The sequence below is a fragment of the Novosphingobium sp. B1 genome, assembly GCF_900176395.1.
Classification (GTDB): Bacteria; Pseudomonadota; Alphaproteobacteria; order Sphingomonadales; family Sphingomonadaceae; genus Novosphingobium.
Genome location: NZ_FWXL01000006.1, coordinates 51,300 through 75,527, shown reverse-complemented (window position 1 = coordinate 75,527; position 24,228 = coordinate 51,300). Strand labels below are relative to the sequence as shown.

At 63.7% G+C, this 24,228-nt stretch carries 28 protein-coding genes; 15 read left to right on the top strand and 13 right to left on the bottom strand.

The window, feature by feature from the left end; translation table 11 throughout:
• Nucleotides 1-79 precede the first annotated feature (79 nt).
• Nucleotides 80-1,495: a M20/M25/M40 family metallo-hydrolase gene (locus tag B9A23_RS12120; protein WP_084279553.1), complete on the top strand. Its 1,416-nt coding sequence runs from the start codon at nt 80-82 to the stop codon at nt 1,493-1,495.
• A 244-nt stretch (nt 1,496-1,739) separates the two neighbouring features.
• On the top strand, nt 1,740-2,297 hold the full coding sequence (locus B9A23_RS12115; protein ID WP_084279552.1) for an HNH endonuclease: 558 nt from the start codon (nt 1,740-1,742) through the stop codon (nt 2,295-2,297).
• On the opposite strand, the gene B9A23_RS12110 is transcribed toward B9A23_RS12115, so the two are convergent.
• Both B9A23_RS12110 and B9A23_RS12105 read right to left on the bottom strand, forming a co-directional pair.
• Complete coding sequence (locus tag B9A23_RS12110) at nt 2,270-3,517, bottom strand: MFS transporter (protein ID WP_084279334.1); 1,248 nt, start codon at nt 3,515-3,517, stop codon at nt 2,270-2,272. The genes B9A23_RS12115 and B9A23_RS12110 overlap by 28 nt on opposite strands.
• A 4-nt stretch (nt 3,518-3,521) precedes the next feature.
• Entirely contained in the window at nt 3,522-4,532 is a 1,011-nt protein-coding gene (locus B9A23_RS12105; RefSeq protein ID WP_084279333.1) for an NAD(P)H-dependent flavin oxidoreductase, read from the bottom strand.
• 305 nt (nt 4,533-4,837) lie between these two features.
• Between B9A23_RS12105 and B9A23_RS12100 the strand changes: the two genes are divergently transcribed.
• Nucleotides 4,838-5,512 (top strand): pentapeptide repeat-containing protein, encoded by a 675-nt coding sequence (locus B9A23_RS12100; RefSeq protein WP_084279332.1) that lies wholly within the window; start codon nt 4,838-4,840, stop codon nt 5,510-5,512.
• Nucleotides 5,513-5,539: 27 nt separating this feature from the next.
• Here the strand turns inward: B9A23_RS12100 and B9A23_RS12095 are convergent, their stop codons facing one another.
• Nucleotides 5,540-6,781 carry an aspartate kinase gene (locus tag B9A23_RS12095; protein ID WP_176217984.1) on the bottom strand — a complete coding sequence of 414 codons (1,242 nt, stop codon included), beginning with the start codon at nt 6,779-6,781 and terminating at the stop codon, nt 5,540-5,542.
• Nucleotides 6,782-6,880: 99 nt separating this feature from the next.
• Here B9A23_RS12095 and ubiG point away from each other — a divergent pair, with 99 nt between their 5' ends.
• Both ubiG and B9A23_RS12085 read left to right on the top strand, forming a co-directional pair.
• Entirely contained in the window at nt 6,881-7,633 is a 753-nt protein-coding gene (ubiG, locus tag B9A23_RS12090) for a bifunctional 2-polyprenyl-6-hydroxyphenol methylase/3-demethylubiquinol 3-O-methyltransferase UbiG (RefSeq protein WP_084279331.1), read from the top strand.
• A gap of 3 nt (nt 7,634-7,636) precedes the next feature.
• Nucleotides 7,637-7,819, top strand: a complete 183-nt coding sequence (locus B9A23_RS12085) for a hypothetical protein (protein WP_084279330.1) — start codon at nt 7,637-7,639, stop codon at nt 7,817-7,819.
• A gap of 3 nt (nt 7,820-7,822) precedes the next feature.
• On the opposite strand, the gene B9A23_RS12080 is transcribed toward B9A23_RS12085, so the two are convergent.
• Nucleotides 7,823-8,227 carry an acyl-CoA thioesterase gene (locus tag B9A23_RS12080; RefSeq protein WP_176217974.1) on the bottom strand — a complete coding sequence of 135 codons (405 nt, stop codon included), beginning with the start codon at nt 8,225-8,227 and terminating at the stop codon, nt 7,823-7,825.
• Between the two features lie 70 nt (nt 8,228-8,297).
• Complete coding sequence (locus B9A23_RS12075) at nt 8,298-9,011, bottom strand: NAD-dependent deacylase (RefSeq protein ID WP_084279549.1); 714 nt, start codon at nt 9,009-9,011, stop codon at nt 8,298-8,300.
• Between the two features lie 35 nt (nt 9,012-9,046).
• Here B9A23_RS12075 and dapB point away from each other — a divergent pair, with 35 nt between their 5' ends.
• The 3 genes from dapB to B9A23_RS12060 are packed head-to-tail and all read left to right on the top strand — an operon-like array spanning nt 9,047 to nt 10,903.
• Nucleotides 9,047-9,775, top strand: a complete 729-nt coding sequence (gene dapB, locus B9A23_RS12070) for a 4-hydroxy-tetrahydrodipicolinate reductase (RefSeq protein ID WP_084279329.1) — start codon at nt 9,047-9,049, stop codon at nt 9,773-9,775.
• Between the two features lie 16 nt (nt 9,776-9,791).
• The gene (gene nth / locus B9A23_RS12065; RefSeq protein WP_084279328.1) at nt 9,792-10,502 is read left to right on the top strand and encodes an endonuclease III; all 711 of its coding nucleotides are present in this window, start codon (nt 9,792-9,794) and stop codon (nt 10,500-10,502) included.
• Nucleotides 10,499-10,903 (top strand): hypothetical protein, encoded by a 405-nt coding sequence (locus B9A23_RS12060; protein ID WP_084279327.1) that lies wholly within the window; start codon nt 10,499-10,501, stop codon nt 10,901-10,903. Before nth ends, B9A23_RS12060 begins: the two co-directional genes overlap by 4 nt.
• Nucleotides 10,904-10,906: 3 nt before the next feature.
• On the opposite strand, the gene B9A23_RS12055 is transcribed toward B9A23_RS12060, so the two are convergent.
• Both B9A23_RS12055 and aroC read right to left on the bottom strand, forming a co-directional pair.
• On the bottom strand, nt 10,907-12,226 hold the full coding sequence (locus B9A23_RS12055; protein ID WP_084279326.1) for a dicarboxylate/amino acid:cation symporter: 1,320 nt from the start codon (nt 12,224-12,226) through the stop codon (nt 10,907-10,909).
• Between the two features lie 88 nt (nt 12,227-12,314).
• Complete coding sequence (aroC, locus tag B9A23_RS12050) at nt 12,315-13,397, bottom strand: chorismate synthase (RefSeq protein ID WP_084279325.1); 1,083 nt, start codon at nt 13,395-13,397, stop codon at nt 12,315-12,317.
• 75 nt (nt 13,398-13,472) lie between these two features.
• Here aroC and B9A23_RS12045 point away from each other — a divergent pair, with 75 nt between their 5' ends.
• Genes B9A23_RS12045 through B9A23_RS12030 form a run of 4 tightly spaced genes read left to right on the top strand, consistent with a single transcriptional unit; the run spans nt 13,473 to nt 15,214 of the window.
• The gene (locus B9A23_RS12045; protein ID WP_084279324.1) at nt 13,473-13,781 is read left to right on the top strand and encodes an antibiotic biosynthesis monooxygenase family protein; all 309 of its coding nucleotides are present in this window, start codon (nt 13,473-13,475) and stop codon (nt 13,779-13,781) included.
• Nucleotides 13,781-14,128: an arsenate reductase gene (locus tag B9A23_RS12040; RefSeq protein WP_084279323.1), complete on the top strand. Its 348-nt coding sequence runs from the start codon at nt 13,781-13,783 to the stop codon at nt 14,126-14,128. The genes B9A23_RS12045 and B9A23_RS12040 overlap by 1 nt, the downstream gene beginning before the upstream one ends.
• Nucleotides 14,129-14,144: 16 nt before the next feature.
• Complete coding sequence (gene pnuC, locus B9A23_RS12035) at nt 14,145-14,699, top strand: nicotinamide riboside transporter PnuC (protein WP_084279322.1); 555 nt, start codon at nt 14,145-14,147, stop codon at nt 14,697-14,699.
• On the top strand, nt 14,699-15,214 hold the full coding sequence (locus B9A23_RS12030; protein WP_084279548.1) for an AAA family ATPase: 516 nt from the start codon (nt 14,699-14,701) through the stop codon (nt 15,212-15,214). Before pnuC ends, B9A23_RS12030 begins: the two co-directional genes overlap by 1 nt.
• Before the next feature lie 66 nt (nt 15,215-15,280).
• Here the strand turns inward: B9A23_RS12030 and B9A23_RS12025 are convergent, their stop codons facing one another.
• The 4 genes from B9A23_RS12025 to B9A23_RS12010 all read right to left on the bottom strand — a co-directional run bounded on the left by B9A23_RS12025 (nt 15,281) and on the right by B9A23_RS12010 (nt 17,917).
• Nucleotides 15,281-15,721, bottom strand: coding sequence for an ExbD/TolR family protein (locus B9A23_RS12025; protein WP_084279321.1), 441 nt, complete (start codon nt 15,719-15,721; stop codon nt 15,281-15,283).
• 42 nt (nt 15,722-15,763) lie between these two features.
• On the bottom strand, nt 15,764-16,294 hold the full coding sequence (locus B9A23_RS12020; RefSeq protein ID WP_176217973.1) for an ExbD/TolR family protein: 531 nt from the start codon (nt 16,292-16,294) through the stop codon (nt 15,764-15,766).
• A 124-nt stretch (nt 16,295-16,418) separates the two neighbouring features.
• Complete coding sequence (locus B9A23_RS12015; protein WP_084279319.1) at nt 16,419-17,168, bottom strand: MotA/TolQ/ExbB proton channel family protein; 750 nt, start codon at nt 17,166-17,168, stop codon at nt 16,419-16,421.
• Nucleotides 17,169-17,251: 83 nt separating this feature from the next.
• On the bottom strand, nt 17,252-17,917 hold the full coding sequence (locus tag B9A23_RS12010; protein WP_084279318.1) for an energy transducer TonB: 666 nt from the start codon (nt 17,915-17,917) through the stop codon (nt 17,252-17,254).
• A 345-nt stretch (nt 17,918-18,262) separates the two neighbouring features.
• Here B9A23_RS12010 and B9A23_RS12005 point away from each other — a divergent pair, with 345 nt between their 5' ends.
• Together B9A23_RS12005 and B9A23_RS12000 are read left to right on the top strand one after the other, a co-directional pair.
• Nucleotides 18,263-19,156 (top strand): hypothetical protein, encoded by an 894-nt coding sequence (locus tag B9A23_RS12005; protein WP_084279547.1) that lies wholly within the window; start codon nt 18,263-18,265, stop codon nt 19,154-19,156.
• A 109-nt stretch (nt 19,157-19,265) separates the two neighbouring features.
• Nucleotides 19,266-20,573 carry a homoserine dehydrogenase gene (locus tag B9A23_RS12000; protein WP_084279317.1) on the top strand — a complete coding sequence of 436 codons (1,308 nt, stop codon included), beginning with the start codon at nt 19,266-19,268 and terminating at the stop codon, nt 20,571-20,573.
• 15 nt (nt 20,574-20,588) lie between these two features.
• On the opposite strand, the gene B9A23_RS11995 is transcribed toward B9A23_RS12000, so the two are convergent.
• On the bottom strand, nt 20,589-21,026 hold the full coding sequence (locus B9A23_RS11995; protein ID WP_084279315.1) for a hypothetical protein: 438 nt from the start codon (nt 21,024-21,026) through the stop codon (nt 20,589-20,591).
• A 218-nt stretch (nt 21,027-21,244) separates the two neighbouring features.
• Here B9A23_RS11995 and glpX point away from each other — a divergent pair, with 218 nt between their 5' ends.
• On the top strand, nt 21,245-22,237 hold the full coding sequence (glpX, locus tag B9A23_RS11990) for a class II fructose-bisphosphatase (protein WP_084279546.1): 993 nt from the start codon (nt 21,245-21,247) through the stop codon (nt 22,235-22,237).
• Between the two features lie 60 nt (nt 22,238-22,297).
• Here the strand turns inward: glpX and B9A23_RS11985 are convergent, their stop codons facing one another.
• Complete coding sequence (locus tag B9A23_RS11985; protein ID WP_084279312.1) at nt 22,298-24,100, bottom strand: methyl-accepting chemotaxis protein; 1,803 nt, start codon at nt 24,098-24,100, stop codon at nt 22,298-22,300.
• Between the last annotated feature and the right edge of the window lie 128 nt (nt 24,101-24,228).

Below are 24,228 nucleotides of genomic sequence, written 5' to 3'. Positions count from 1 at the left end.
CCCTGTTCAAGGCCTTGGAACTCTGCTGAATTGCCTGCCGATAACGGCAACCATGCTGCCGGATCAGGGGACCTGCACCATGCAAAAACTGCTTCTCTCGGCGCTCGCGGCATCGCAGATCGCGATGGCGGCTCACGCCGCTGACGCACCGCTCGCGCCCGATGTCGCCGCGTTTCGCGACCTTTACCGCGAACTGGTCGAGACCAATACCACGGTGAACAATGGCAGTTGCACCGAAGCTGCGGCCAAGATGGCAGCACGCCTCAAGGCGGCAGGCCTGCCCGAGAGCCAGATCGTGCCGTTCGCAACGCCCGAGCATCCGAAGGACGGCGGCCTTGTGGCGATGATCCCCGGCACCGCAAAGGGTCTCAAGCCGATGCTGCTGATCGCGCACATCGATGTGGTCGAGGCCAAGCGGGAAGACTGGACCCGCGATCCTTTCAAGCTGATCGAGGAGGACGGGTACTTCTACGGGCGCGGCACGGTGGACGACAAGGCGCAGGCAGCGATCTGGACCGACATCTTCGTGCGCTTCGCCCGCCAGGGCTACAAGCCCAAGCGCACGATCAAGCTCGCCCTGACCTGCGGCGAGGAAACATCGGGCGCGTTCAACGGGGCGGAGTGGCTTGCAAAGAACCGCCCCGACCTGATCGACGCCGCATTTGCCCTGAACGAAGGTGGCGGCGGGCGCACCAATGGCACGCCAATCTCGAAGGGTGGCAAGCTGGAAGTGCAGACGCTTCAGGTGGGCGAGAAGGCCTATCAGGACTTCACCCTGACAGCGACCAATCCTGGCGGGCACAGCTCTCAACCCGTGCGGCAGAACGCGATCTATGACCTCTCGCAGGCTCTGCTGAAGATCCGCGACTACGAATTTCCGGTCGAGTTCAACGATACCACGCGCGCCTTCTTCACCAAGGTCGGGATGGCGCGCGGTGGCGAGGCGGGCAAGGCGATGCTGGCAATCGTCGCCAACCCGGCTGACAGCGCCGCGCTGGCAGTGCTGCAGCAGGACAAGATGCTCAACTCGATGCTGCACACCAGCTGCGTCGCTACGCTGGTCGATGCCGGCCATGCGCAGAACGCCCTCCCCCAGCGCGCAACGGCGAACATCAATTGCCGAATGTTCCCAGGCCGCACCACTGCCGAAACGCAGGCCATGCTGGAGAAGGTGATCGCCGATCCCTCGTTGAAGCTGCAGCCCAAGGTGCTGGACAAGCCGATGGCTGTCGTGCCGCCGATGAACCCGGCAATCGTCGGTCCGATCGAGCAGCTTGCCGCCAAGCACTATCCCGGCGTTCCGCTGCTGCCGACGATGCTGACAGGCGCAACCGATGCGGTCTACCTCAAGGGCATTCCCACCTATGGCGTGCCGGGCGTGTGGCTCGATCCGGATGGCAATGGCATCCACGGGTTGAACGAGCGCGTCGAGGTGCAATCGCTCTACAAGGCGCGCGAATACCTGACCGATCTGGTCCGGACGCTGGCGGGATAGGCGATGCGGCAAAGGAGGCAGGCTGTGGAAAGGACGCGCCGCCCCCTCTTGACGTCGGACTCGGGCGGGTGTCTGTTGTGGCCATGCGTAACACTGCGGTCACGAGGCTCAGCCATGACTGCCCCTGCGGAGGCGAGTATGCCTTTGCCTGCAGGGAAGCGATCCGGACGTGCTCCATAAGGCGCTGATCGATCGGGCGGCTTCGGCCAGGCCCCACAGCGGTGATACCGCATTCAACGACGTTTTGCACAATGACCGGCATCTGGCGAACTGTCCCGCGCTGGTCCTCAATGCCGATTACACGCCGCTCAGCTATTACCCCTTGAGCCTCTGGCCGTGGCAGACCGCGATCAAGGCCGTATTCCTCGAGCGCGTCGATATCATCGAGACCTATGACCGCGAGGTGCACAGCGCCAGTTTCGGCATGAAGCTGCCCTCGGTCATCGCGCTGCGCCAATACGTGAGGCCGAGCGAGTACCCTGCCTTCACCCGCTTCAACCTGTTCCTGCGCGATCGCTTCCAGTGTCAGTACTGCGGCAGCCCCGATCTCTTGACCTTCGACCATATCGTGCCGCGCCGTCTGGGCGGACGGACATCGTGGGAAAACGTCGCTGCGGCCTGCTCGCCTTGCAACCTCAGGAAGGGCGGGCGTACGCCGGAACAGGCACACATGCGGCTGATGAACCGGGCGATCCGCCCGACCACCTGGCAATTGCAGGAACGCGGACGCGCCTTCCCGCCCAATTACCTGCACGAAACCTGGCGCGACTGGCTTTACTGGGACGTCGAGCTGGAAAGCTGACCTTTGCCTTCGAGCTGGGCTGCACCCTTCAGGAACAGCGCCAGCGTAATCAGCGAGATCGCCGCCGCCAGCAGGATTGGCATCCCGGGCAGGTGGTAGAGCGCGTCCGGCCCGCTGAACTTCTCAAGCGTCTGCGTGTACATCGGCGGGCCGATAATCGCCGCAATCGAGCCGATCGACTGCACCGCCCCCTGCAACTCGCCCTGGCTGCGTGCGTCGACCGCGCGGCTGTTGAAAGCCGAGATCGGTGACTGCACGAAGCCCTGCAAGGCGCCCACGGCAATCGCGACATAGACCTGCCATGGCTCGCGCGCGAGCGTGTAGAGCACCGCCGAAATGCACAAGCCCGCGACGCCGAGGATCACCGCGCGTCTTTCGCCGAGCACCGGCAGGAACAGGCGCAGGCCCAGCCCCTGCACCAGCGCGCTGCTGAAGCCGACCAGCGCCAGCGCCACGCCAACCTGGCCCACGGTGAAGCCATAGGCGGCAATGGCGAAATAGGACCACGCTGCCGGATAGACGATGTGCGCAAGCTGCCATGTGCCGAGCGCGGCCACGAACCACAGCACTGTCGGGCTCTGTCCCTTCAGCGCCTGCAGCGAAGCCATCGCATTGGCGCGCCGCCAGTCGAACGGACGCCGGTTTTCAGGCAGCAGCGATTCCTTGAGGAAGAAGAACCCGAACACGGCATTGGCCAGCGCCAGCGCGGCGGCGGTGTAGAACGGCAGGCGCGGGTTGATCGAGCCAAGCAGCCCCCCCATCGCCGGGCCCACGACAAAGCCGATACCGAAGGCCAGCCCCATCAGCCCGAAGTTTGCTGCACGTTTTTCGGGCGGCGTAACATCGGCGATGTAGGCATAGGCAGGCGAGAAGCTGGCGCCCGTGACGCCTGCGATAAGGCGCCCGGCAATCAGCCAGCCGAAGTTCGGCGCCATCGCCTGCAGCAGGTAATCCAGCCCGAGCATGAGCACGGCGGCCAGCAGCACCGGGCGTCGGCCAAAGCGATCGGAAAGGTTGCCGAGGACCGGCGCGAACACGAACTGCATCGCCGCATAGCCTGCGCCAAGCCACCCGGCGTAACCCGACGCCGTGCCGATATCGACATGCTTGAGATCCATGATCAGGCCCGGCAGCACCGGCGTCACCACGCCGAAGCCGAGCATGTCGATCAGGACGATTGCAAAGACGATGCCGAACGAGGCGCGGTGTCCTGCAGCCATGCGATCAGCGCCGCGAGAGCGCTTCCTCGCTCTCGGCCATGAGTTGGGCGATGATCTCGGCCACCGGCTCTTCCTTGTTCACCATGCCTACCGACTGGCCTGCCATGATCGAACCGCGTTCGACATCGCCGTCGATCACCGCACGGCGCAGCGCGCCTGCCCAGAAGTGCTCGATCTCAAGCTGCGCGGCGGCCATGTCGAGCTTGCCCTCGTCGAGCAGCTTGGCGACTTCGACCTGCTTGGCGGTGAATTCCTCGGTGCCCTTGTTCTTGAGCGCCCGGACCGGAATTACCGGCAGGCGCGGATCGACCTGTACCGAAGCGACAGCATCGCGCGCATTGCCACGGAAGAACGCTGCCTTGAATGCGGGATGCGCAATCGATTCGGTCGCACAGGCAAAGCGCGTGCCGAGTTGGACGCCGCTTGCACCCATCTCGAGGTAGCTGGCGATCATCTCGCCCCGCCCGATGCCCCCGGCCACGAAAACCACGTGCTCGTCAGCCAGCGCAGGCAGGAATTCCTGCGCGAGCACCGAGGTGGAGACCGGGCCGATGTGACCGCCCGCTTCGGAACCTTCGATCACCAGTGCATCAGCGCCCGAACGCAGCAGCTTCTTGGCGAGCGCGAGGGTCGGCGCGAAAACCAGCACCTTGGCGCCGAATTCCTTGATCGCCTCAACGCTGCCCTTGGGCGGAATGCCGCCGGCGAGCACGACATGGCCGACCTTGTGCTTGGCGCAAACCGCAATCAGGTCGCACAGCGCGGGGTGCATGGTGATCAGGTTCACGCCGAAGGGCTTGTCCGTCAGCGCCTTGGTGGCTGAAATTTCCTTGTCCAGCAGTTCGGGCGTCATCGCGCCGCAGGCAATCACCCCGAAGCCGCCGGCGTTGCTGATCGCCGAGACGAGATTGCGCTCCGAGACCCAGCTCATCGCCCCGCACAGGATCGCGTGCTCGGTGCCGAGAAAATCGGCGCCACGGCGCATCATGGCAGTTGTCTTGGGTGTTGCAGTCATGCGTGGAGAATCCCGTCCGAAAGTCCGGCGCGCGCTTTACGGCGGGTTTGGGGCGGCAACAAGGCCGGACTTTTGCCTGTCAGTGGCAAAAGCGATAACTCTGGGCACTTTAACCCGTTTTACCGATCATGCCTCTGCCTGTAGAAAGGCTGCATCAAGTGGGCTCCCCCTCGCCCACCGAGCCCGAGAGCCGTCTTCTCAATCTCCAGACTGGCCCGGGTCGCACCCCGCCCTTTGGCTCCGGATCGGGCCAAAGGGCGGGGTTTCCTTTTGGTGCTGCCGCCGCTTTGCCCTAAGAGCGCTGCATGACTGAAATCCTCACGGGCCAGACAATCGGTCGCGCCGACATCACCGGGCTCATGTCCAAGGCCCCGTTCCATCTCGAGGGTTGCGACCTCGACGAGGCGGACCTTTCGAAGCTCGACCTTTCCGGCTGGACCTTCGAGCGCTGCTCGATGCGCCACACCGACCTTTCCGGAACGAGGCTGGCGCGCACCGTCTGGCGCTCGACCAAGGCACCCTTCGCCAACCTGACCGGCGCTGACCTTGAGGAAGCGCATGTTCAGGGCTGCGATCTCAACAACGCCTCTCTGCGCCGCGCAAACATCGGCTCGGCCAAGTTCGTCTCCACGCGCATGACCGGCGCTGACCTGCACATGGCCAAGGGGATGGGCTTCACCTTCGAGGAAGTGCTGCTGGTCGGCGCACGCCTGCCGGGCCTGTCGTTCCGCAAGGAAAAGCTCCTGCGGCTCGACATGGCGCAGGCCGATCTCTCCAAGGCCGACTTTCGTGGCGCGGTGCTGGAAGGGAGCTCGTTGCGCGAGGCCAATCTGGATGGCGCGCAGTTTGCCGGGGCAGACCTGCGCGGCGCGGATCTCGGCGGGCTGAAACTGGAAGACGCACGCGTCTTCCGCGGCGCGGTCATCTCGCGCGAGCAGGCCGAGCAACTGCTGTCCGGCTGGGGCCTGCTGATCCGATAGGGCGGGCCGAAGCCCGCCCCGGAAGGTTTATTCCGCGTCCATCTCGTAGGCGGTGTGCAGTACGCGGACGGCGAGTTCGGTCTCGTCCTCGTCGATCAGCACCGAGACCTTGATCTCGCTGGTGGTGATCGCCTGGATGTTGATGCCGCGATCAGCGAGAGCGCGGAACATCGTGGCGGCTACGCCTGCATGGCTGCGCATGCCGACACCGACGACGCTGATCTTCGCCACCTTGCTGTTGGCCAGCATGCGGTAGTAGCCGATCGTGTCCTTGCGCTCTTCCAGCAGCGCTTGGGCGCGGGCGAGGTCGGCCAGCGGAACCGTGAAGGTCACGTCGGTCTCGCCCTTGTCCTTGGCGATGTTCTGGATGATCATGTCGACGTTGATGTTGGCAGCGGCCAGCGGACCGAAGATCGCGGCTACCGCGCCCGGACGGTCGGAAATGCGCGTCAGGGTGATCTTGGCTTCGTTCTTATCGGCAGCGATGCCGGTGATCAGCTGGCGTTCCATATCCAATCCTTCAAGCTCTTCGTCAGAGACAATCATCGTTCCCGGAATCGTGTCGGCAGCGGGCGCATCGTCATCGATGAACGAGGACAGCACCTGCACGCGCACACCCTCCTTCATGGCAAGGCTGACCGAACGGGTCTGCAGCACCTTCGATCCGACCGAGGCCAGTTCGAGCATTTCCTCGTACGTCACGTTCTTCAGCTTGCGCGCCTTGGCGACGATGCGCGGGTCGGTCGTGTAGACCCCGTCGACGTCGGTGTAGATGTCGCAGCGATCGGCCTTGACCGCCGCCGCCACGGCTACCGCCGAGGTATCCGATCCCCCACGCCCCAGCGTGGTGACGCGGCCCTTGTCGGACACGCCTTGGAAACCGGGGATGACGGCAATCTCGCCCGAGGCCATCGAGGCCAGCACGGCTTCCGAATCGATGCCTTCGATGCGTGCCTTGGAATGGGCATCGTCGGTGTGGATCGGCAACTGCCAGCCGAGCCACGAGCGCGCCTTGCAGCCCAGTGCCTGCAGGTGCATCGCCAGAAGGCCGGACGTCACCTGCTCGCCGCTCGCCACGACCACGTCGTATTCGGCCGGATCGTACAGCGGGTTTGCCTCACGGCAGAAGTTGACGAGGCGGTCAGTCTCTCCCGCCATGGCCGAGACGACCACCGCAACCTCGTGCCCCGCAGCCTGCTGGCGCTGCACGATGCGCGCCACGCGGCGGATGCGCTCGGTTCCGGCCATCGACGTGCCGCCGAATTTCATCACGATGCGGGCCAAGGGCATGCTCCTGAAGTCTTGCGCGTAAGAATCTTGCCCGCAAGGCCGGTAGACCTTGCAGCGCGGGCGCTTTAGGGACGGCTTATGAGCAATGCAACCTCTGCCAGCACCATTAGTCCCGTCACCATCAGGGAATCGGAAGCCGCCCACTTCGGCAAGCTGGCCGCAGACTGGTGGAACCCCAAGGGCTCCTCGGCCATGCTGCACAAGCTCAACCCGGTCCGGCTGGCCTTCATCCGCGATTCCATCGACGCGCATTTCGGCGGCGATTCGCGCGCCGCGAGACCGCTGTCGGGGCGCAAGGCGCTCGATGTCGGGTGCGGTGCGGGCCTGCTGTGCGAGCCGCTGGCCCGGCTCGGCGCAAGCGTCACGGGCGTGGACGCCGCTGAGGAAAACATCGCCGCGGCAAGCCTGCACGCGCAAGGATCGGACCTTGCCATCGATTACCGCTGCGGTGACGTTGGCCAGCTTGGCTTGGCGGGATACGATCTGGTTACCTCGATGGAAGTGATCGAACATGTGGCAGACAAGGCCGCGTTCATCGCCGCGCTGGAAACGGCGCTTGCCCCCGGCGGCCTGATGATCCTCTCCACCCCCAACCGCACCGCACGGTCGCGCCTGCTGCTGGTGGAAGGGGCCGAAGCGATCGGCATGGTTCCCAGGGGCACGCACCACTGGGACGATTTCATCACGCCGGTCGAACTCCACGACCTGCTCGATTCCGCAGGCCTCAGGATGGGCAACCCGATGGGCATTGCCTGGAGCGTTTCGCGCGGACTGCACCTGTCCGATGACCTCGCTCTGAACTACATCGCCACCGTGAACCGGAAGGACTGACTAATGGCTGCCGAACGCTTCGAACGCCACAAGCAGGCATGGACCGCGGACGAGATCCAGAAGCTGCACACGCTGGCCAAGAAGGGCATGGCCCTCAAAGCCATTGCCAAGGCCCTTACCCGCAGTGAGGAATCGGTGAAGCAGCGCGCCAAGAACGATGGGCTCTCCATCGCCAAGCTGCGCTGATCATCACTTCTCGGAGGGCAGGAACTTCTCGACCAGTTCGCGCGCCAGACGTGCCGGGCGGAGCGTTTCGGCATCGAGGCAGCACCAGCTGGACTTGACCTCGGCCAGAACTTCCTCGCCGCGCTTGATGATGGTCTCGTAGAATGCGCGCGCGCCCTGCACCTTTTCCAGAATCACGTGGGCAATCACGGGATCGTCGAGGAAGGTCGGGCGGCGGTAGGTGATCTCGTGCTTGAGCGCGACCCACAGGTGCGCAGCCACAGCCTCCGCCGGTGCAAGCGCGCGCCAATGGTCGATCACCGCGTCCTGCACCCAGGTCAGGTAGGAGGCATTGTTGACGTGCCCCATGAAGTCGATGTCATCGGGTTTGACGGCGATGGGGACGAGATGGGGGCTCACGCTGCTCACATTGATGTAGGTAACATGATTCGCTCGGCATTTACAGGTGGGACATCACCCTTTGCACGCCAGCAACACTTTAAATTGACAGCAGCTCCTCGACCCATGCGGGGACGATCTCGCTTGCCGGGCCAAGGCGCGTTTCGTGGAACCATGCCGAACCCTTGCTGCGTTCAAGATTGAGCTCCAGCGTCTGCACGCCAAGGTCCCGCGCCGTCCGGACAAGCCCCGCAGCTGGATAGACAGCGCCGGATGTGCCGATCGACACGAACAGGTCGGCTTCTGAAACGGCGCGATAGATCTCGTCCATCCGGTAAGGCACCTCGCCGAACCATACGATGTCCGGGCGCAACGCGGCCATGCCGCAAGTCGGGCAACCCGGACGGTCGACGAGCGGCCCGGTCCAACGGTGCCGACGATCACAATGCGTGCACCATGCGTTGAGATGTTCGCCATGCATGTGCAGGACGTTCAATGCGCCGCCGCGCTCGTGCAAGTCGTCGACGTTCTGCGTGACGATCAGAACTTCGCCGCCTGCCTTCTTCGGCCATTCCCGGTCCAAGCGGGCGAGAGCATGGTGCGCGTCGTTCGGCGCCTTCGTCTGGATCGCCTCGCGACGCATGTCGTAGAAGCGCAGGACGAGATCGGGATCACGGGCGAAGGCTTCGGGCGTGGCCACGTCCTCGACGCGATGCTGCTCCCACAGCCCCCCACCGCCGCGAAAAGTGTCGATGCCGCTTTCGGCGGAAATTCCGGCTCCGGTAAGAATGACGATATTGCGCGGGGTGCTCATCGCGACCATGAAGCACGCGACGTGAAGGATAGGCAATGACCAGAATCGGAATCATCGGCAGCGCTGGACGAATGGGCAATGCGCTGCAGGCAGCAATCACGGCAGCAGGCCATGAATTCGCCGGTGGCATCGACAAGGGCGGCGATCCTCTTGCTCTTGCGCAGGCAAGCGATGTGCTGGTCGATTTCTCGGCGCCCGGCGCGCTCGAATTCAATCTCGATGCGGCGATCCATGCGGGTGTGCCCATCGTGATCGGCACCACCGGCCTTGAGGAACGCCACCACTGGCTGGTCGATTCCGCCGCCGTCAGCATACCCGTCTTGCAGACCGGAAACACCTCACTGGGCATCACCTTGCTCAGCCATCTCGTGCAGGAAGCTGCTTCGCGCCTTGGCGAGGACTGGGACATAGAGATCGTCGAGACCCACCATCGCATGAAGGTCGATGCGCCTTCGGGCACGGCCCTGCTGCTGGGCGAAGCGGCGGCCAAGGGGCGCGGCGTGCATCTGGCCGACGAAGCCGTGCGCGGCCGAGATGGCATCACCGGTGCGCGCAAGGCCGGCACCATCGGCTTTGCGGCCCTGCGCGGCGGATCGGTGGCGGGAGACCATTCTGTGCACTTCCTTGCTGACAACGAACGCCTGACCTTCTCGCACCTTGCCGAAAACCGCGGCATCTTCGCCAAGGGCGCAATCCGGGCGGCAGAGTGGCTGATCGGCAAGGCTCCGGGCCGATACACCATGCCTGAAGTGCTGGGCTTGTAACGATTGGGGCGCTGCCATGAAGACGGCGGACATCTTCGAATTCTTCCGCCGCCTCGCCGAGGCCAATCCCTCGCCCGAGACCGAGCTGGAATACGGTAACGTCTACCAGTTGCTGGTGGCAGTGACGCTTTCGGCACAGTCGACCGACGTCGGCGTCAACAAGGCAACGCGCAAGCTGTTCGCCATGGTCAAGACGCCGCACGACATGCTCGACCTTGGCGAAGAGGGCCTGAAGCAGCACATCAAGACCATCGGCCTGTTCAATTCCAAGGCCAGGAACGTGATGGCGATGGCCGAAATCCTCGTGCGTGAACACGGCGGCGAGGTACCGGCAGACCGTGATCTCCTCACCGCACTCCCCGGCGTCGGCCGCAAGACGGCCAACGTCGTCATGAACTGCGCGTTCGGTGCGGAAACCTTTGCGGTCGACACGCATATCTTCCGCGTCGGCAACCGCACCGGCCTTGCGAAGGGAAAGACGCCGCTCGCCGTTGAGAAGGGGTTGGAGAAAAAGGTCCCCCAGCCGTTCCGCGTCGGCGCCCACCACTGGCTGATCCTGCACGGACGCTACGTGTGCAAGGCGCGGACGCCGGAGTGCTGGCACTGTGGGGTGGTTGATCTTTGCAGCTTCAAGGGCAAGGTTCTGGAGAAAGGGGCCAAGCCGCCGGAAGCGAAGAAGGCAAAGCCTCAGCCAGGTCGCAAGGCAAGGAAGGAGAGCAAGGCATGAAGCGCATGACTCCGTTTCTGATCGCAGGGCTGGCAGTCGCCGTGGCCGGCTGCACCGCCGACGCCAAGCAAGGCAATGACGGCCATCGCGCCGACATTCCCAAGGCCAGGATCGTGGGCAAGCCGGTCAACTGCATTGCGCTCCAGACCATCCGCGAAAGCCAGGTGCGCGATGACTGGACCATCGATTTCCGCACCAACGGCAACCAGTGGTATCGCAACACCCTGCCCAACCGCTGCTTCAGCCTCGGCTTCGAACGGGCGTTTGCCTATGGCACGTCGCTGAGCCAGTTGTGCAACGTTGATATCATCACAGTCATCGCCAACACCGGAGGCCCCGGCCCGATCAACCGGGGCGCCTGCGGGTTGGGCGAATTCACCCCGGTCGAACTGGAGAAGTAAGGCCTACTGCTCGTAGTTGGCAGGATCGAGGTTCAGGCCTGCGCGTCCGTCGGCTGCGGTATGCGCTGGTGCATGGGGCGGCTCGGCATCAGGGTCCATGGGCGGCTGCAGCATGCCTTCCCATTTGGTGATGACCGAAGTTGCCACCGCATTGCCGACGACGTTGGTGGCAGTGCGTCCCATGTCGAGGAAGGTGTCGACGCCGAGCAGCAGCGCGATACCTTCAAGCGGCAGGCCGAACTGCGTCAGCGTCGCCGCAATCACCACGAGGCTGGCACGCGGCACCCCGGCAATGCCCTTCGACGTTACCATCAGCGTCAGCAGCATGGCGATCTGCTGCCCCACAGATAGCTCGATGTTGTAGGCCTGTGCGATGAACATCGTCGCAAAACTGGTGTACATCATCGAACCATCTAGGTTGAAGCTGTAGCCCAGCGGCAGGACGAAGCCCGAGATGCGGCGTGGCACCCCAAAGCGGTCGAGTTGCTCGAACAGCTTGGGCAGCGCGCTTTCCGAACTCGCGGTCGAGAACGCCAGCAGCAGTGGCTCGCGGATGTAGCGCGCCAGCGTGATAACCCGGCCCTTGAGGAAGATACCGCCAAGGCCGAGCAGGATGATCCAGAGCAGCAGCAGGCCGAAATAGAACTCGGACACGAACACGCCATAGGTCACGACGATGCCGAGGCCCTTGGTGGCGATCACCGAAGCCAGAGCCCCGAACACCGCGAGCGGCGCCATGCGCATCACGTAGTCGGTGATCTGCAGCATCAGGTGCGCCAAGGCCTCGCACCCGCGCACGATCGGCGCGCCGGTCTCGCCAATGGCAGAGAGCGCAACGCCGGCAAAGATCGAGAATACGAGGATCTGCAGCACGTTGTTCTTGGCCATCGCATCCAATGCGCTGGTGGGGAATATCTCGAGCACGAAGTGACGCAGCGTGAAGTCTGCCGTGGCAAGGTCACCCACAGGTCCGGTCGAGGTGAAGGCCAGGCCGACGCCAGGTTTGAACAGGTTGACCAGAAGCAGGCCCAGGCCGATCGAGAGGAGGCTGGCGGTGATGAACCACGCGAGCGCACGGCCCCCGATGCGACCCAGCGCCGCGCTGTCGCCCATGCCGGCAATGCCGGTAACGAGCGTCGCCAGGATCAGCGGCGCGATGATCATCTTGATCAGGTGCAGGAAGATGTCGGGCAGCAGCTTCAGCGTATCGGCAATCTGCGCCAGCGTCGCATCCCCTGAAGCATAGCTGGTGTTGAGAACGTACCCGACAAGAATGCCGAGCACCATGCCGATCACGATGTAGAGGGTCAGGCGCTTGGCCAAGAAACATGCTCCCGCAATTTTGTTGCAGGGGAGACTAACGGCGTTTCAGCTCCGGCTCAACCGCCCCCCGCGCTTTAACGCCCTGCTATCAGCCAATCTGGCCGCGATGCAGAAGCTTCTGGTCTGCCAGGACCAGCGCCATCATCGCCTCGACGACCGGTACGCCACGAATTCCGACGCAAGGGTCATGGCGGCCCTTGGTCAGCAGTTCAGTGGCCTCGCCCTCACGGGTGATTGTCGGCATCGGCGTGAGGATGGACGAGGTCGGCTTGAAGGCGACGCGCACCGTCACCGGCTGGCCGGTGGAAATGCCGCCAGCGATGCCGCCGGCGTGGTTGGCCAGAAATTCGGGCGCATCAGTCCCCGGCCGCATCGGATCGGCATTGCCTTCACCGGTGTTGCGCGCCGCTTCGAAACCATCGCCGATCTCCACGCCCTTGACCGCGTTGATCCCCATCATAGCGTGGGCAAGTTCGGCATCGAGCTTGGCATAGAGCGGCGCGCCCCAGCCCGCGGGAACGCCTGTCGCCACGCATTCGACAACCGCGCCAAGCGACGAGCCGGATTTGCGCGCATCATCGACCAGCTTTTCCCAGCGCGCCGCCGCCCAGGAATCCGGGCAGAAGAACGGATTGCGGCCGATCTCGTCGGGATCGAAGTGATCCATGTCGATCCGGTCGCCACCGATTTCGCTGACCCAGGCGAGAATCTTCACCTCGGGGATGACCAGACGCGCTACCGCGCCCGCCGCCACGCGCGACGCGGTTTCGCGCGCCGAGGAACGCCCGCCGCCGCGATAGTCGCGAAACCCGTACTTGGCGTCATAGGCATAATCTGCATGGCCGGGGCGATAGGCCTTGGCCACGTCGCCATAGTCCTTCGAGCGCTGGTCGACGTTCTCGATCATCAGGCTGATCGGCGTACCGGTCGTCCGCCTGATTCCATCGTGGCCTTCGAATACGCCCGACAGGATGCGGACCTGATCGGGCTCCTGCCTTTGCGTGGTAAAGCGCGACTGGCCGGGGCGGCGCGCGTCGAGGAAGGGCTGGATCTGCGCCTCGCTGATGGCAAGGCCCGGAGGGCAACCGTCAACCACCGCGCCAATCGCGGGCCCGTGGCTTTCGCCCCAGGTGGTGAAACGGAAGAGGTGACCGAAGCTGTTGAGGCTCATGGGCGACGCCTTTGCCGGGGATGCGCAGAAAAGTCCACCTTTCGGCGCGCTGGCCATCGCGCTATCGCAGTCTTCATGTTTCTGGTCGTCTTCCGCAATCGCAAGCGCGCCGACGTCGATAGTGCAGCCTATTCTCGCGATGCCGAGGCGATGGAGCACTTGGCGGCGCGGCAACCCGGCTATCTCAGCTTCAAGAGCTATACCGCCGATGATGGCGAGGTGATCGCCCTTTCGGAATGGGAAGACGAGGCCGCGGCGCTGGCTTGGCGCCGCGTAGCCCACCATGCCGAGATGCAGGGCAAGGGCCGCGCCGAATACTACGAAAGCTACACCCTTTTCGCAGGCACGCCCACGCGCGTGCACCACTTCGACAGGCAGGCATGATGAGCATTACACTCTACGGCATTCCCAATTGCGACACTGTCAAAAAGGCGCGGAACTGGCTCGATGCCAAGGGGCTGGACTATACCTTTCACGACTACAAGAAGCAGGGCGCGGATCCGGCGCGGATTGACGACTGGATCGCGACTGCAGGACGCGAGAGAATTGTGAACAAGGCCGGGACGACCTATCGCAAGCTGGATGAAGCGCAGAAGACGGCGCTTGGCGGCGATGCGGCTGCAGGAGTGCTGTGCGACAACACATCGGTGATCAAGCGCCCCATCGTCGAACATCCCGGCGGATTGCTGGTCGGCTTCAAGGAAGCCGAGTGGGCGGCAGCGCTCGGCTGATTTCGGCAAGACCCGCGTGAATCCTGTCGAACTTGCCGCGAGCCTGCTTGGTCTTGCCAACATCGCCCTGCTGGTGCGGCGCTCGGTGTGGAACTTCCCGTTCGCCCTGGCGTCCGTCACCTGCACCGGCATCGTGCTTTGGGACGCCCGGCTCTATGCTGAAACGGGTCTGCAGGCGTTCTTCTTCGCCACCAATCTTTGGGGATGGTGGCTATGGGCGCAGGCGCGTGAGAACGAACAGGGCGTCCCGGTCAACTGGATGAGTGCTCGCGCCCGAATCTCCTGGGGCGCCGTCACCGTGGCGCTCAGCCTGTCGCTGGGCTGGCTGCTTCATCGCTTTACCAACGCCGCCCTTCCGTTTGCGGACTCGGCGGTGACCGGAGCCAGCATCGCCGCACAGATCCTCCTTTCGCTGCGCCGGATCGAGAACTGGGTGCTTTGGGTGCTGATAGATGTCGCCGCGATCGGTCTGTACCTGACACGCGGGCTGCCACTGCTGGCATTGCTCTATGCCGCATTTCTGGTGATGTCGCTGATCGGCCTGCGCCAGTGGATGCAGGCGGCTCGCTGATGCTGACTGTATGTTTCCATGGCGCCGAGAGCACCGGCAAGTCGGTCATGGCGGCCCATCTGTTCGAGCGTTTTGGCTGGCCGTGCGTTCCCGAGTACGGCCGCGAATACTGTGAGACCCACGGCACCGACCTGACAATGGACGACCTGATCGCCATAGCCGAAGGTCACGCCGCTGCGACCAGAGCAATGGCGGCAGAACGCCCTGAGGTCTTGCTACTCGATACCGATCCCTTGATGACCGCAGCGTGGGCGCGAATGCTCTTTGGCGCAGTGCCAGACACACTGCTGGCGTTTCCGAAGGCTGACCTTTATCTACTGTTCGAGGCCGATGTCCCCTGGATCGCCGATGGCACCCGCTTCTTTGGACGAGATGAGGAGCGGGCGCGATTTGCGGCGATCGCCCAGCATATCCTCACCGAGACAGGAGTGGACTGGCAGCGCATCCACGGATCATGGCAAGCGCGCGAAGCGGCGGTTGTCGCCGCCATCACCAGCGCCCTGCGACGTAGCTGAACATAACGAAAAAGGGAGCGGATCGCTCCGCTCCCTCTTCGTGTCCGTTGCCTTGTGGCGAGAGACTTACTGGCCAGCCTTCTGGAAGGTGGCGAAGTTCTCGTTGCCGACGAAGCCAAACTTGGTGACCTTCGCGTCCGTGATGATCTTCATCAGACGGTTCGCGATTTCGTAGCTGGCGAACTCCTCGGGCTGGAACTGCAGTTCCGGCTCGGGATCGATGCCCTTGGTCGACGCGATGATCGAGACAAGCTGGCCTTCGTTTACCGAAGTGCCATTCCAGAGGATCTGGTTGGTGGCAGTCAGCACCAGCTTGTTCTTGATCGGATCGATCGTGACGTTGTTCGGGATGTTCGTCGGCTGCGGGAGGTCGATGTTTACCGCGTGGGTAGCCACGGGGATGGTGATGATGAACATGATGAGGAGAACGAGCATGACGTCGATCAACGGCGTCGTGTTCATTTCCATCATCGGCTGGCCATCATCTTTGCCGGCGCTCATTGCCATCGTAGGTACTCCTGTTCGCTCTCTGGCGCGGTCGGAAGCGGCTTAGCCGTTCGGATCGACCGGGGTCGAGATGAAGCCGACCTTCGGATAGCCAGCCGACTGGACGTTGTAGATCGCGCCGGCAATGCACTTCCAGGGGACGTTCACGTCGCCGCGGATGTGCACTTCGGGGATCTTTTCCGGATCCATGTTGGCGGCGCCGCCCTCACGCTTCACGATCGCATCGAGGCGATTGAAAGCCTGCTGGTACAGCTCCTGGTTGTCGACCGGGGTCGTATTGTTGAAATAGACGCGGCACTGGCCAGTGCGCGAGGAACCGGTGTAACCGGGTTCCTTCGGGCTGCGGCCGGCATCGTCGGTGGTGACCACCGAGAGCATCAGGTTTTCGACCTTGTCCTGCGATTCCTCGCTGGGAAGGACGGGCACCTTGAGCTTTTCGACAGTCTGGATCGCGACGGGTACCGCGATGAGGAAGATGATGAGAAGCACCAGCATCACGTCGACGAGCGGCGTGGTGTTGATGTCCGACATCGGGCGTTCTTCTCCGCCAGCCCCGCCTACAGACATTGCCATGGGTTACATCCTATCCGTTCTGAGCCGCGAGAGGGGCCGGAGATGTCCGGAGGAAGACTCCGGCCCTGGACTCGCGTTTCCGGAAAGGGGCCGGTGGCGATAAGACCGCCGGCCCGGTTCTAGCTTACTTCTTGACCGGAGCGGCCGGGGTTGCCGGAGCTGCCACGACGACAGGCTTCACGGTACCCTTGGAGTTGATGTTCGCCAGAACGTCGGTCGAGAAGCCCGAAAGCAGCTCGGCGATCTTCTTGTTGCGAGCCTGCAGCCAGTTGTAGGCAAGCACGGCCGGAACGGCGACGAGCAGACCAAGCGCGGTCATGATCAGAGCTTCACCAACCGGACCTGCGACCTTGTCGATCGAGGCCGAACCGGCGAGACCGATGTTGATCAGAGCGCGGTAGATGCCGACCACGGTGCCGAACAGACCGATGAACGGCGAGGTAGCACCAACGGTTGCGAGGAAAGGCAGGCCGCCGGCGAGACGCGAGTTGATCGCGGCTTCCGAGCGAGCGAGCGAACCGTGCAGCCAGTCGTGGGCTTCAAGGGCGTCGGTCATCTTCGAGTGCTGGTCTTCAGCGGCGATGCCGTCGTCGACGAGCTGGCGCCATGCCGAGTTCTTGTCGAGCTTCGCAGCGCCTTCACGGAGGGTCGGAGCCTTCCAGAAGGTCGAACGGACGGTCTTGTACTGGCCGAGGATCTTGTTCTGTTCAAAGAACTTCGTGAACAGGATGAAAAACGAGCCGAACGACATGATGCCGAGGATCACGACGGTTGCGTAGGCGATGAAACCGCCCTGCTGAAGCGCTTCGGCGAAACCGAACTTGTTCTGCGGCGCGGCGGCACCAGCGGCAGCGGCCAGAGTGTAGATGGACATTGCGAGTCTTCCTCTTCAAATCAAATCAAAGTGCGTGAAAGCCAGCCTGGCGGTCTGGCGCTGGCGAGCAGCGCCTGCCGGAATCAATCCTTCGGAATGACCCAGCGAACCGCGTTGGAATACGAGCCCGTGGTCGGATTGCCCTCACCATCGGTCGCAGGCGCAAAGCGCGCACGGCGGCGGATGTTGGTGCAAGCTGCCTCGTCAAGGTCGGGGCTGCCCGAAGACCTGGTGATCTGGCAGTCCGTTACCTTGCCGTCAGCACCGATCGTTACACGGAAGCCCGTGGTCCCTTCACGCTCTTCACGAAGCGCACGCGAGGGATAGTCGTTCGGCGTTGCCCAGCTACCGGGGTTACCCTTGGGCACGGCGGCCTTGGGGGTGAAACGCGGCGGCGGAGGCGCGGCAGGCGGTGCCGGAAGAGCAACGACCGGTGCCGGCGGAGCCGGGATCGGCGGTGCTTCATTGACCGTCTGGACCTGTGGTGCCGGCGCGTTGAAGCTGATCGGCGGCGGAGGCGCGACGATCGGCGGCGGCGGCGTGTTTTCCTTCGGAGGCGGCGGCGGCGGCGGCTCCTCCGGCGGCTTCTCTTCCTCGATGTTGACCGCCGAGGTTACCTCCTTGACCTTCTTGATCGCCTCGTACGCAAGTCCAGTGACAAGCGCGTAGCCGACGGCGACATGAAGAATCGCAACGATGACGAGCGCGGTGATCTTGTTACCGCTCATCTGTTGGTCAGCGTATGCCATTCAGCTCCAATACTCCTGATCGCCCACCCGGACCTGGAGCACGTGAAACGGCTCTGGCCAAGGTGGTGCCGACGCGCAGGATCACCGTCCTGCCCGTAAGCCAATCCAGCTAATTTCAATCCACCCTGCCGGCAACCCGGTCCGCCGACATCGGACGCAGGCGTCCAGCGGCGGCAAGCGTCGGGCTGCTTGTTTTTGGATTGCCCGAACGGGCGCATCTTTAACGGCGAAGCCAAAGGCGCGCAAATGCTTTATCCGTTAACGGGTGATTCAGGGTTCCACTGCCTGAAATCAGCCAGAAACGAACGGGTCACGGCCAGCCAGAACCCGACGGAGACAGAAGAAATGCCAAGGTTCCCCCACCCCTCGATCGCTTCGGCGGCCATCGCGACACTTCTCGCCAGCAGTTTTCAGGTCACTGCCGAATCTGCGCAAGCGCAAGCGATTCGGGGCATTGACAACGGTAACATCGCGGCGACGACACGCGATTTGTCGTACGCGGATATCGCGTCAATGGCAGATGCCGCCGAAGTGGTCATGCGGGCGCAGGTTCGCAAGGTTTCCCGCCTCAAGCCCGAGCAGGCTCCCGGCCTTGCCCCCGGCATGGCCCGTGTCGTGGTGGAGGCGCGGACCCAGACCGTCCTTGCCGGACCGGCGCTTGGCGAGAGCGTTCGCTATCTGGCCGACATTCCCCTCGACGCGAAGGGCAAGCTTCCCAAGCTTTCGAAGACCATCGTCCTGCTGTTTGCGCGGACTGTTCCGGGACGACCGGGCGAACTCAGCCTTGTTGACGGCGGCGCGCAGCTCCCTTGGAACGGGCAGATCGAGGCGCGGACGAGGGCAATCCTGACCGAGATGCTCTCGCCCGAGGCCCCGCCGCGGATCAAGGGCGTTCGCGAAGTGCTCTATGTGCCGGGAAATCTCGTGGGCGAAGGCGAAACGCAGGTTTTCCTTCAGACAGAGAACAATGCGCCGGTCTCGCTTTCGGTGGTGCGCCGCCCGGGCATGGAGAAGACCTGGGGCGTCAGCTTTTCGGAAATCGTCGATCAGGCAGCGCGGCCACCAGAGCGCGATACGCTGACATGGTATCGCCTCGCCTGCTTCCTTCCCGCGTCCATGCCGCCCGGCGCCAGCCTTTCGGGCAGCGCAGGCCAGGTGCGCGCGGCAGCGATGGACTATGACTTCGTGGTCAAGTCGCTGGGCGAGTGCACGCGCACACGTCCGGCCGTGCAGCGTTGACGTAGCGGGAAACCCGTCGGGCGACAGGCAAAGCGGTTATTGCCCGATGGCCTCTCCTCCCCTAAGGCCCGGCCCGCAGATTCTGCACTTTCCAGCGGACGGGAATGACATGAGCGAACCTTTGCGCATTGCGCTGGCCGGGCTTGGCACGGTCGGTGGCGGGGTAATCCGGCTGATCGAGGCCAACGCAGACCTTATTGCCAGGCGCGCAGGACGTCCTATCGTCATTACCACCGTCAGCGCGCGCAACCGCAACAAGGACCGCGGCTTCGACGTCTCGCGCTATGCCTGGGAAGATGACATGGTCATCCTTGGCGAGCGCCCCGACGTCGATGTCGTGGTGGAACTGGTGGGCGGTGCCGATGGCCCGGCGCTGGCTCTGGCACGCACGACCTTTGAGGCTGGCAAGGCGCTGGTTACCGCCAACAAGGCGATGATCGCGCACCACGGCGTGGAACTGGCGACCAAGGCCGAAGCGGCCAAGGTTGCGCTGAAGTTCGAGGCAGCGGTGGCCGGCGGCATTCCGGTGATAAAGGGCCTCAAGGAAGGCGTCGCCGCGAACGAAATCGCGCGCGTCTATGGCATCCTAAACGGCACCTGCAACTACATCCTCTCGACCATGGAGGATACGGGCCGCGACTTTGCCGACGTGCTCGCCGAAGCGCAGGCCAAGGGCTATGCCGAGGCCGACCCGACATTCGACATCGATGGCATCGATGCTGCGCACAAGCTCTCGATCCTGTCCTCGATTGCCTTTGGGACGGCTGTGGATTTCAAGCCAGTGGCCGCGACCGGCATCCGCCGCGTGCTTGCCGCCGACATCGCGCAGGCCGACGCGCTTGGCTACTACATCCGCCTGCTGGGCATGGCCGAAACCGAGACCGATGCGAACGGGGACCGCCGCCTGTTCCAGCGCGTCCATCCGCACCTTGTCCATCGCGACCATCCGCTGGCGCATGTCGACGGTGCGACCAACGCTGTCGTGGCCGAAGGCAACTTCGTCGGCCGGCTGCTGTTCCAAGGCGCTGGCGCCGGGGATGGACCGACTGCAAGCGCGGTCGTGGCGGACCTTATCGACATTGCCCGGGGCGACATCGGCGCACCTTTCTCGATCCCCGTGGCAGAGCTTGATCGCGCTGCGCCGGCCGAGACCGGGCACCGCACCGGCAAGTCCTATATCCGCTTCACCGTGGCCGATCGTCCGGGCGTTCTGGCAGAAATCACCGCGGCCATGCGCGACGCCGGCGTTTCGATTGAAAGCCTGATCCAGAAGGGCGGCAGCGATGCAGGGCCTGTCATGGTCTCGATGGTCACGCACGATGGCCCGGAAAGCGCGATTGCCGAAGCGCTCCGCCTTCTTGACGGATCGCCCGTCCTGGCAGAGCCGCCACTGGTCATGCACATCCTGGGTGAGTGAGCCATGCCCCGCGCTTCAGGGCGCGGGGATTTCGCCCTTGGCGATGCGATCCGCATCCGAGCCGGGTGGCGGTGGCGGAAGCGCCTTGATATCGAAGATGTAGATTTCCCTGGCCTTGCCGCCCAACCCGACGCAACCGCGGCTGCAATCGCGCAAGCCCGATACGTTCGGAGCTCGGGGCAAGCCATCGTCGGTGGACTTTGCGCCGTCGGTCTCGTCACGCAGGGGCACGCGCTCCCGATCGCTCGCTTCCTTGCCGCCGCAAACCACGATGGTGCCATCGGAGCGCTGCATCGGACGACAACGCTGCGTCTGCGACGTCGTCAGCAGATTGCGCGCCACTTCAGAATCGCTCTGCACCGGGGCTGCGGACGGACCCGATGCAGCGCCTGCCTGCTGGGCATGCGCGCTCGTCGCGCCAAAAAGAAGCGCCAAGCCTGTCAGAACCGTCACTGTCCGTCTCGACAAGACCCTTCCCTCGCGTCTAGTGCCTTCGTCACGCCAACGACATCTGTGCCATGCAAATCAGCTTCAGGCACAACATGAAGTTCGCGCATACGTTTGCACAGCTTTTGCGCTGCGTCGACCCGGCTTGGCCGGGGCAAGCTGCACGAGGGCTGAACCATCAGGTCGAGCCGCAAGGACCGTCGCCGCTACAAGCTGGAGTCACCGTGACTGAAACGAACACCAACCCCGCCGCCTCGCAAGTCCTCGACCGCGTCCTCGTGCTTGAAATGGTGCGCGTCACCGAAGCCGCCGCGATCGGCGCTTCGCGCCTGATCGGCCGCGGCGACGAGAAAGCCGCCGACGCTGCTGCCGTCGAAGCGATGCGCGCGGCTTTCAACGAGCTCTACATGGACGGCACAGTCGTGATCGGCGAAGGTGAGCGGGACGAGGCGCCGATGCTCTACATTGGCGAGAAGGTTGGTGCAGCGCCCGGCAAGGGCCCCAAGATCGACATCGCACTCGACCCGCTTGAAGGCACCACCATTACCGCCAAGGATGGCCCTAATGCCCTCGCGGTGCTTGCCGTGGCTGAAGAGGGCGGGCTGCTCAATGCGCCCGACGTCTACATGGACAAGCTGGCAGTCGGCCCGGGCTACCCCGAAGGCATCATCGATCTGGACAAGTCTCCGAGCGAGAACGTCAAGGCCGTGGCTGCTGCCAAGGGTGTTGCCCCGGGCGACATCAACGTCTGCGTGCTCGATCGCCCGCGCCATTCTGCGCTGATCGACGAACTGCGTGGACTGGGTTGCGGCATCAAGCTGATTCCCGATGGCGACGTGGCCGGCGTGATCGCAGTGACCAACGAGGAAACCGGTGTGGACATGTACATGGGCACCGGCGGCGCACCCGAGGGCGTACTCGCCGCGGCGGCACTGCGCTGCGTCGGTGGGCAGTTCAAGGGACGCCTTCTGTTCCGCAACGAAGACGAGAAGGCCCGTGCCCGCAAATGGGGCATCGAGGACCTGAACAAGCAGTATGACCTGATCGAGCTGGCCAAGGGCGACTGCATCTTCGCTGCCACAGGCGTGACCGACGGTTCGCTGCTGGCTGGCGTCAAGGTGCACAAGAACGGCACGATGACCACTGAAAGCGTCGTAATGCGCGCGTCATCGGGCACGGTACGCTGGGTCAAGGGCGAGCACCGCAAGGGCCGCTGAACACGCCGCCAATGACAAGGTCGAAGGCCGGGCACCCCTGGAGTGGCCGGCCTTGACGTATCAGGTTCCGAAGCGAACGATGGCCGGGACAGCGCGCACTGCCTGCAGGGCCGATGTGCGACGTAGCGACTGCGGGTTGCTGACCTGCCCCGGCCGACTTTCGCTGTCGCGGGTCCGGAACGTTCCAACAAGCCCGGTCAGGCGCTCGGCTTCGGCCGAAAGACTGCGCGTGGCAGCCGACGATTGCTCGACCATTGCCGCATTCGCCTGTGTCATCCGGTCCATCGCGGCGACTTCCACGTTCACCTGCTCCAGGCTTTCCGCCTGGTTGGCAGCAGCCTGGGCGATTTGCGAGACCAGAGTGTTCACGGCGGCGATCTGATCGACGATCCCGGTGAGGCAGTTGCCCGTCTCGCCAACGAGACGCACCCCTTCGCCGACCTGGCTGGTGCTGTTCTCTATCAGGGTCTTGATGTTCTGTGCGGCTTCCGCAGAGCGCTGGGCAAGCGCGCGGACTTCGGTTGCCACGACGGCAAACCCCTTGCCTGATTCTCCTGCACGCGCGGCCTCAACACCGGCATTGAGGGCAAGCAGGTTCGTCTGGAAGGCGATGCCATCGATGACCGCGATGATATTGCTGATTTCCTGCGCTGATGCCTCGATCGCGGCCATGGCGTCGATAGCCTGACGGACGACATCGCCACCGCTGTTCGCCTCACCGTGGGCAGCGTTGATGGCTTCCTGGACATTGCGCGCGCCGCTGGCGGTCTCGCGCACACTGCCGGTCACGCCCTGCATGGCATTGGCCGTCTGAGCGAGGCTGGAAGCCTGCTGCTCGTTGCGACGCGCGAGGTCGTCGCTGGCATCGCGGATCTCGGCGATTGAGGTCATGACGCTGGCAGCGCCGACGCGCACGGTGCGCATGGCCGAAGCGAGAGCGTCGACAGCGGTGTTGTAGTTTGCGCGTAGTTCCTCGTAGTCGGAAGGAAAAGCCTGCTCGATGCGGTACTCGAGGTTCTGGCGGGCCATGCAGTCCAGCCCCGCTGACAGTGCCGCGACGACGGCCTGCTGTTCCTCCTGCGCCTTTGCACGGGCGATGCCATTGCCGCGAAACACCGCAATTGCCCGCGCCATCACGCCGATCTCGTCAGCCCGCTCCTCACCCAAGGCTTCGACATCGTAATCGCCACCGGCCATTCGCTGCATCGTCTCTGCGGTCGCGACAAGCGGAGTGACCACGCGCTGGCGGATCATCCTGGCCGCGAGCACGATTATAGCCAGCAGGCCGAGGGCAATGGCCGCAAACGCGCTGACCAGCACCGTGACGAGGTGGTTGGCATGCTCCATCAGGTTGGTGCGATATGCGGTTGACCGCTCGACAAGGCGTTCGACCGCGTCGTGCTGCTTTTGATACGATGGAGCTAGTTCATCGTGATGGACACGCTTCATCGTATCCAGATCGCCTGCATCGAGAGCGGGCAGGAAGCGCTTGTCGATGGCGGCCCAGAACGCGTCGGCAGTGCCGATGGTTTCGCTCACCTCGTCGCGCAGCTCTTCAGGAATGGGCGCCGTGGCCCAGTAGGCCTTGCGCTGTTCGAACAGCGTTCGCTCTTCAGCCAGTTCCACCTTGGCACGGGCTGCATGAAGGGGGTCGGCCAGCGTCCAGGTGGCGTGCAGATAGGGTTCGACCACGAAAGCCGGCGGCGGCAGGATGTCGGCAAGGAGTTCATCCTGCAACAGGTTCTGCTTGTGCAATGGGCCGCCGAAACGAATGTAGCTTACTGCGACCGCGACAATCATGATTGCCGCCAGGATGAGCGCGATGACAAGTTTGGCGCCGCGCGAAGTCTGTTCGCTGATCATGCCAATGTCCCTATGGTTTGGTGGACATTGCATGGACCATCGCGGTTATATTGCCGTTTCACGGGCATAGCGACATTTACTGCAGTAAAAGCCCGCTGGCCTATGCAGACGTAAGCAAAAGACCCCGC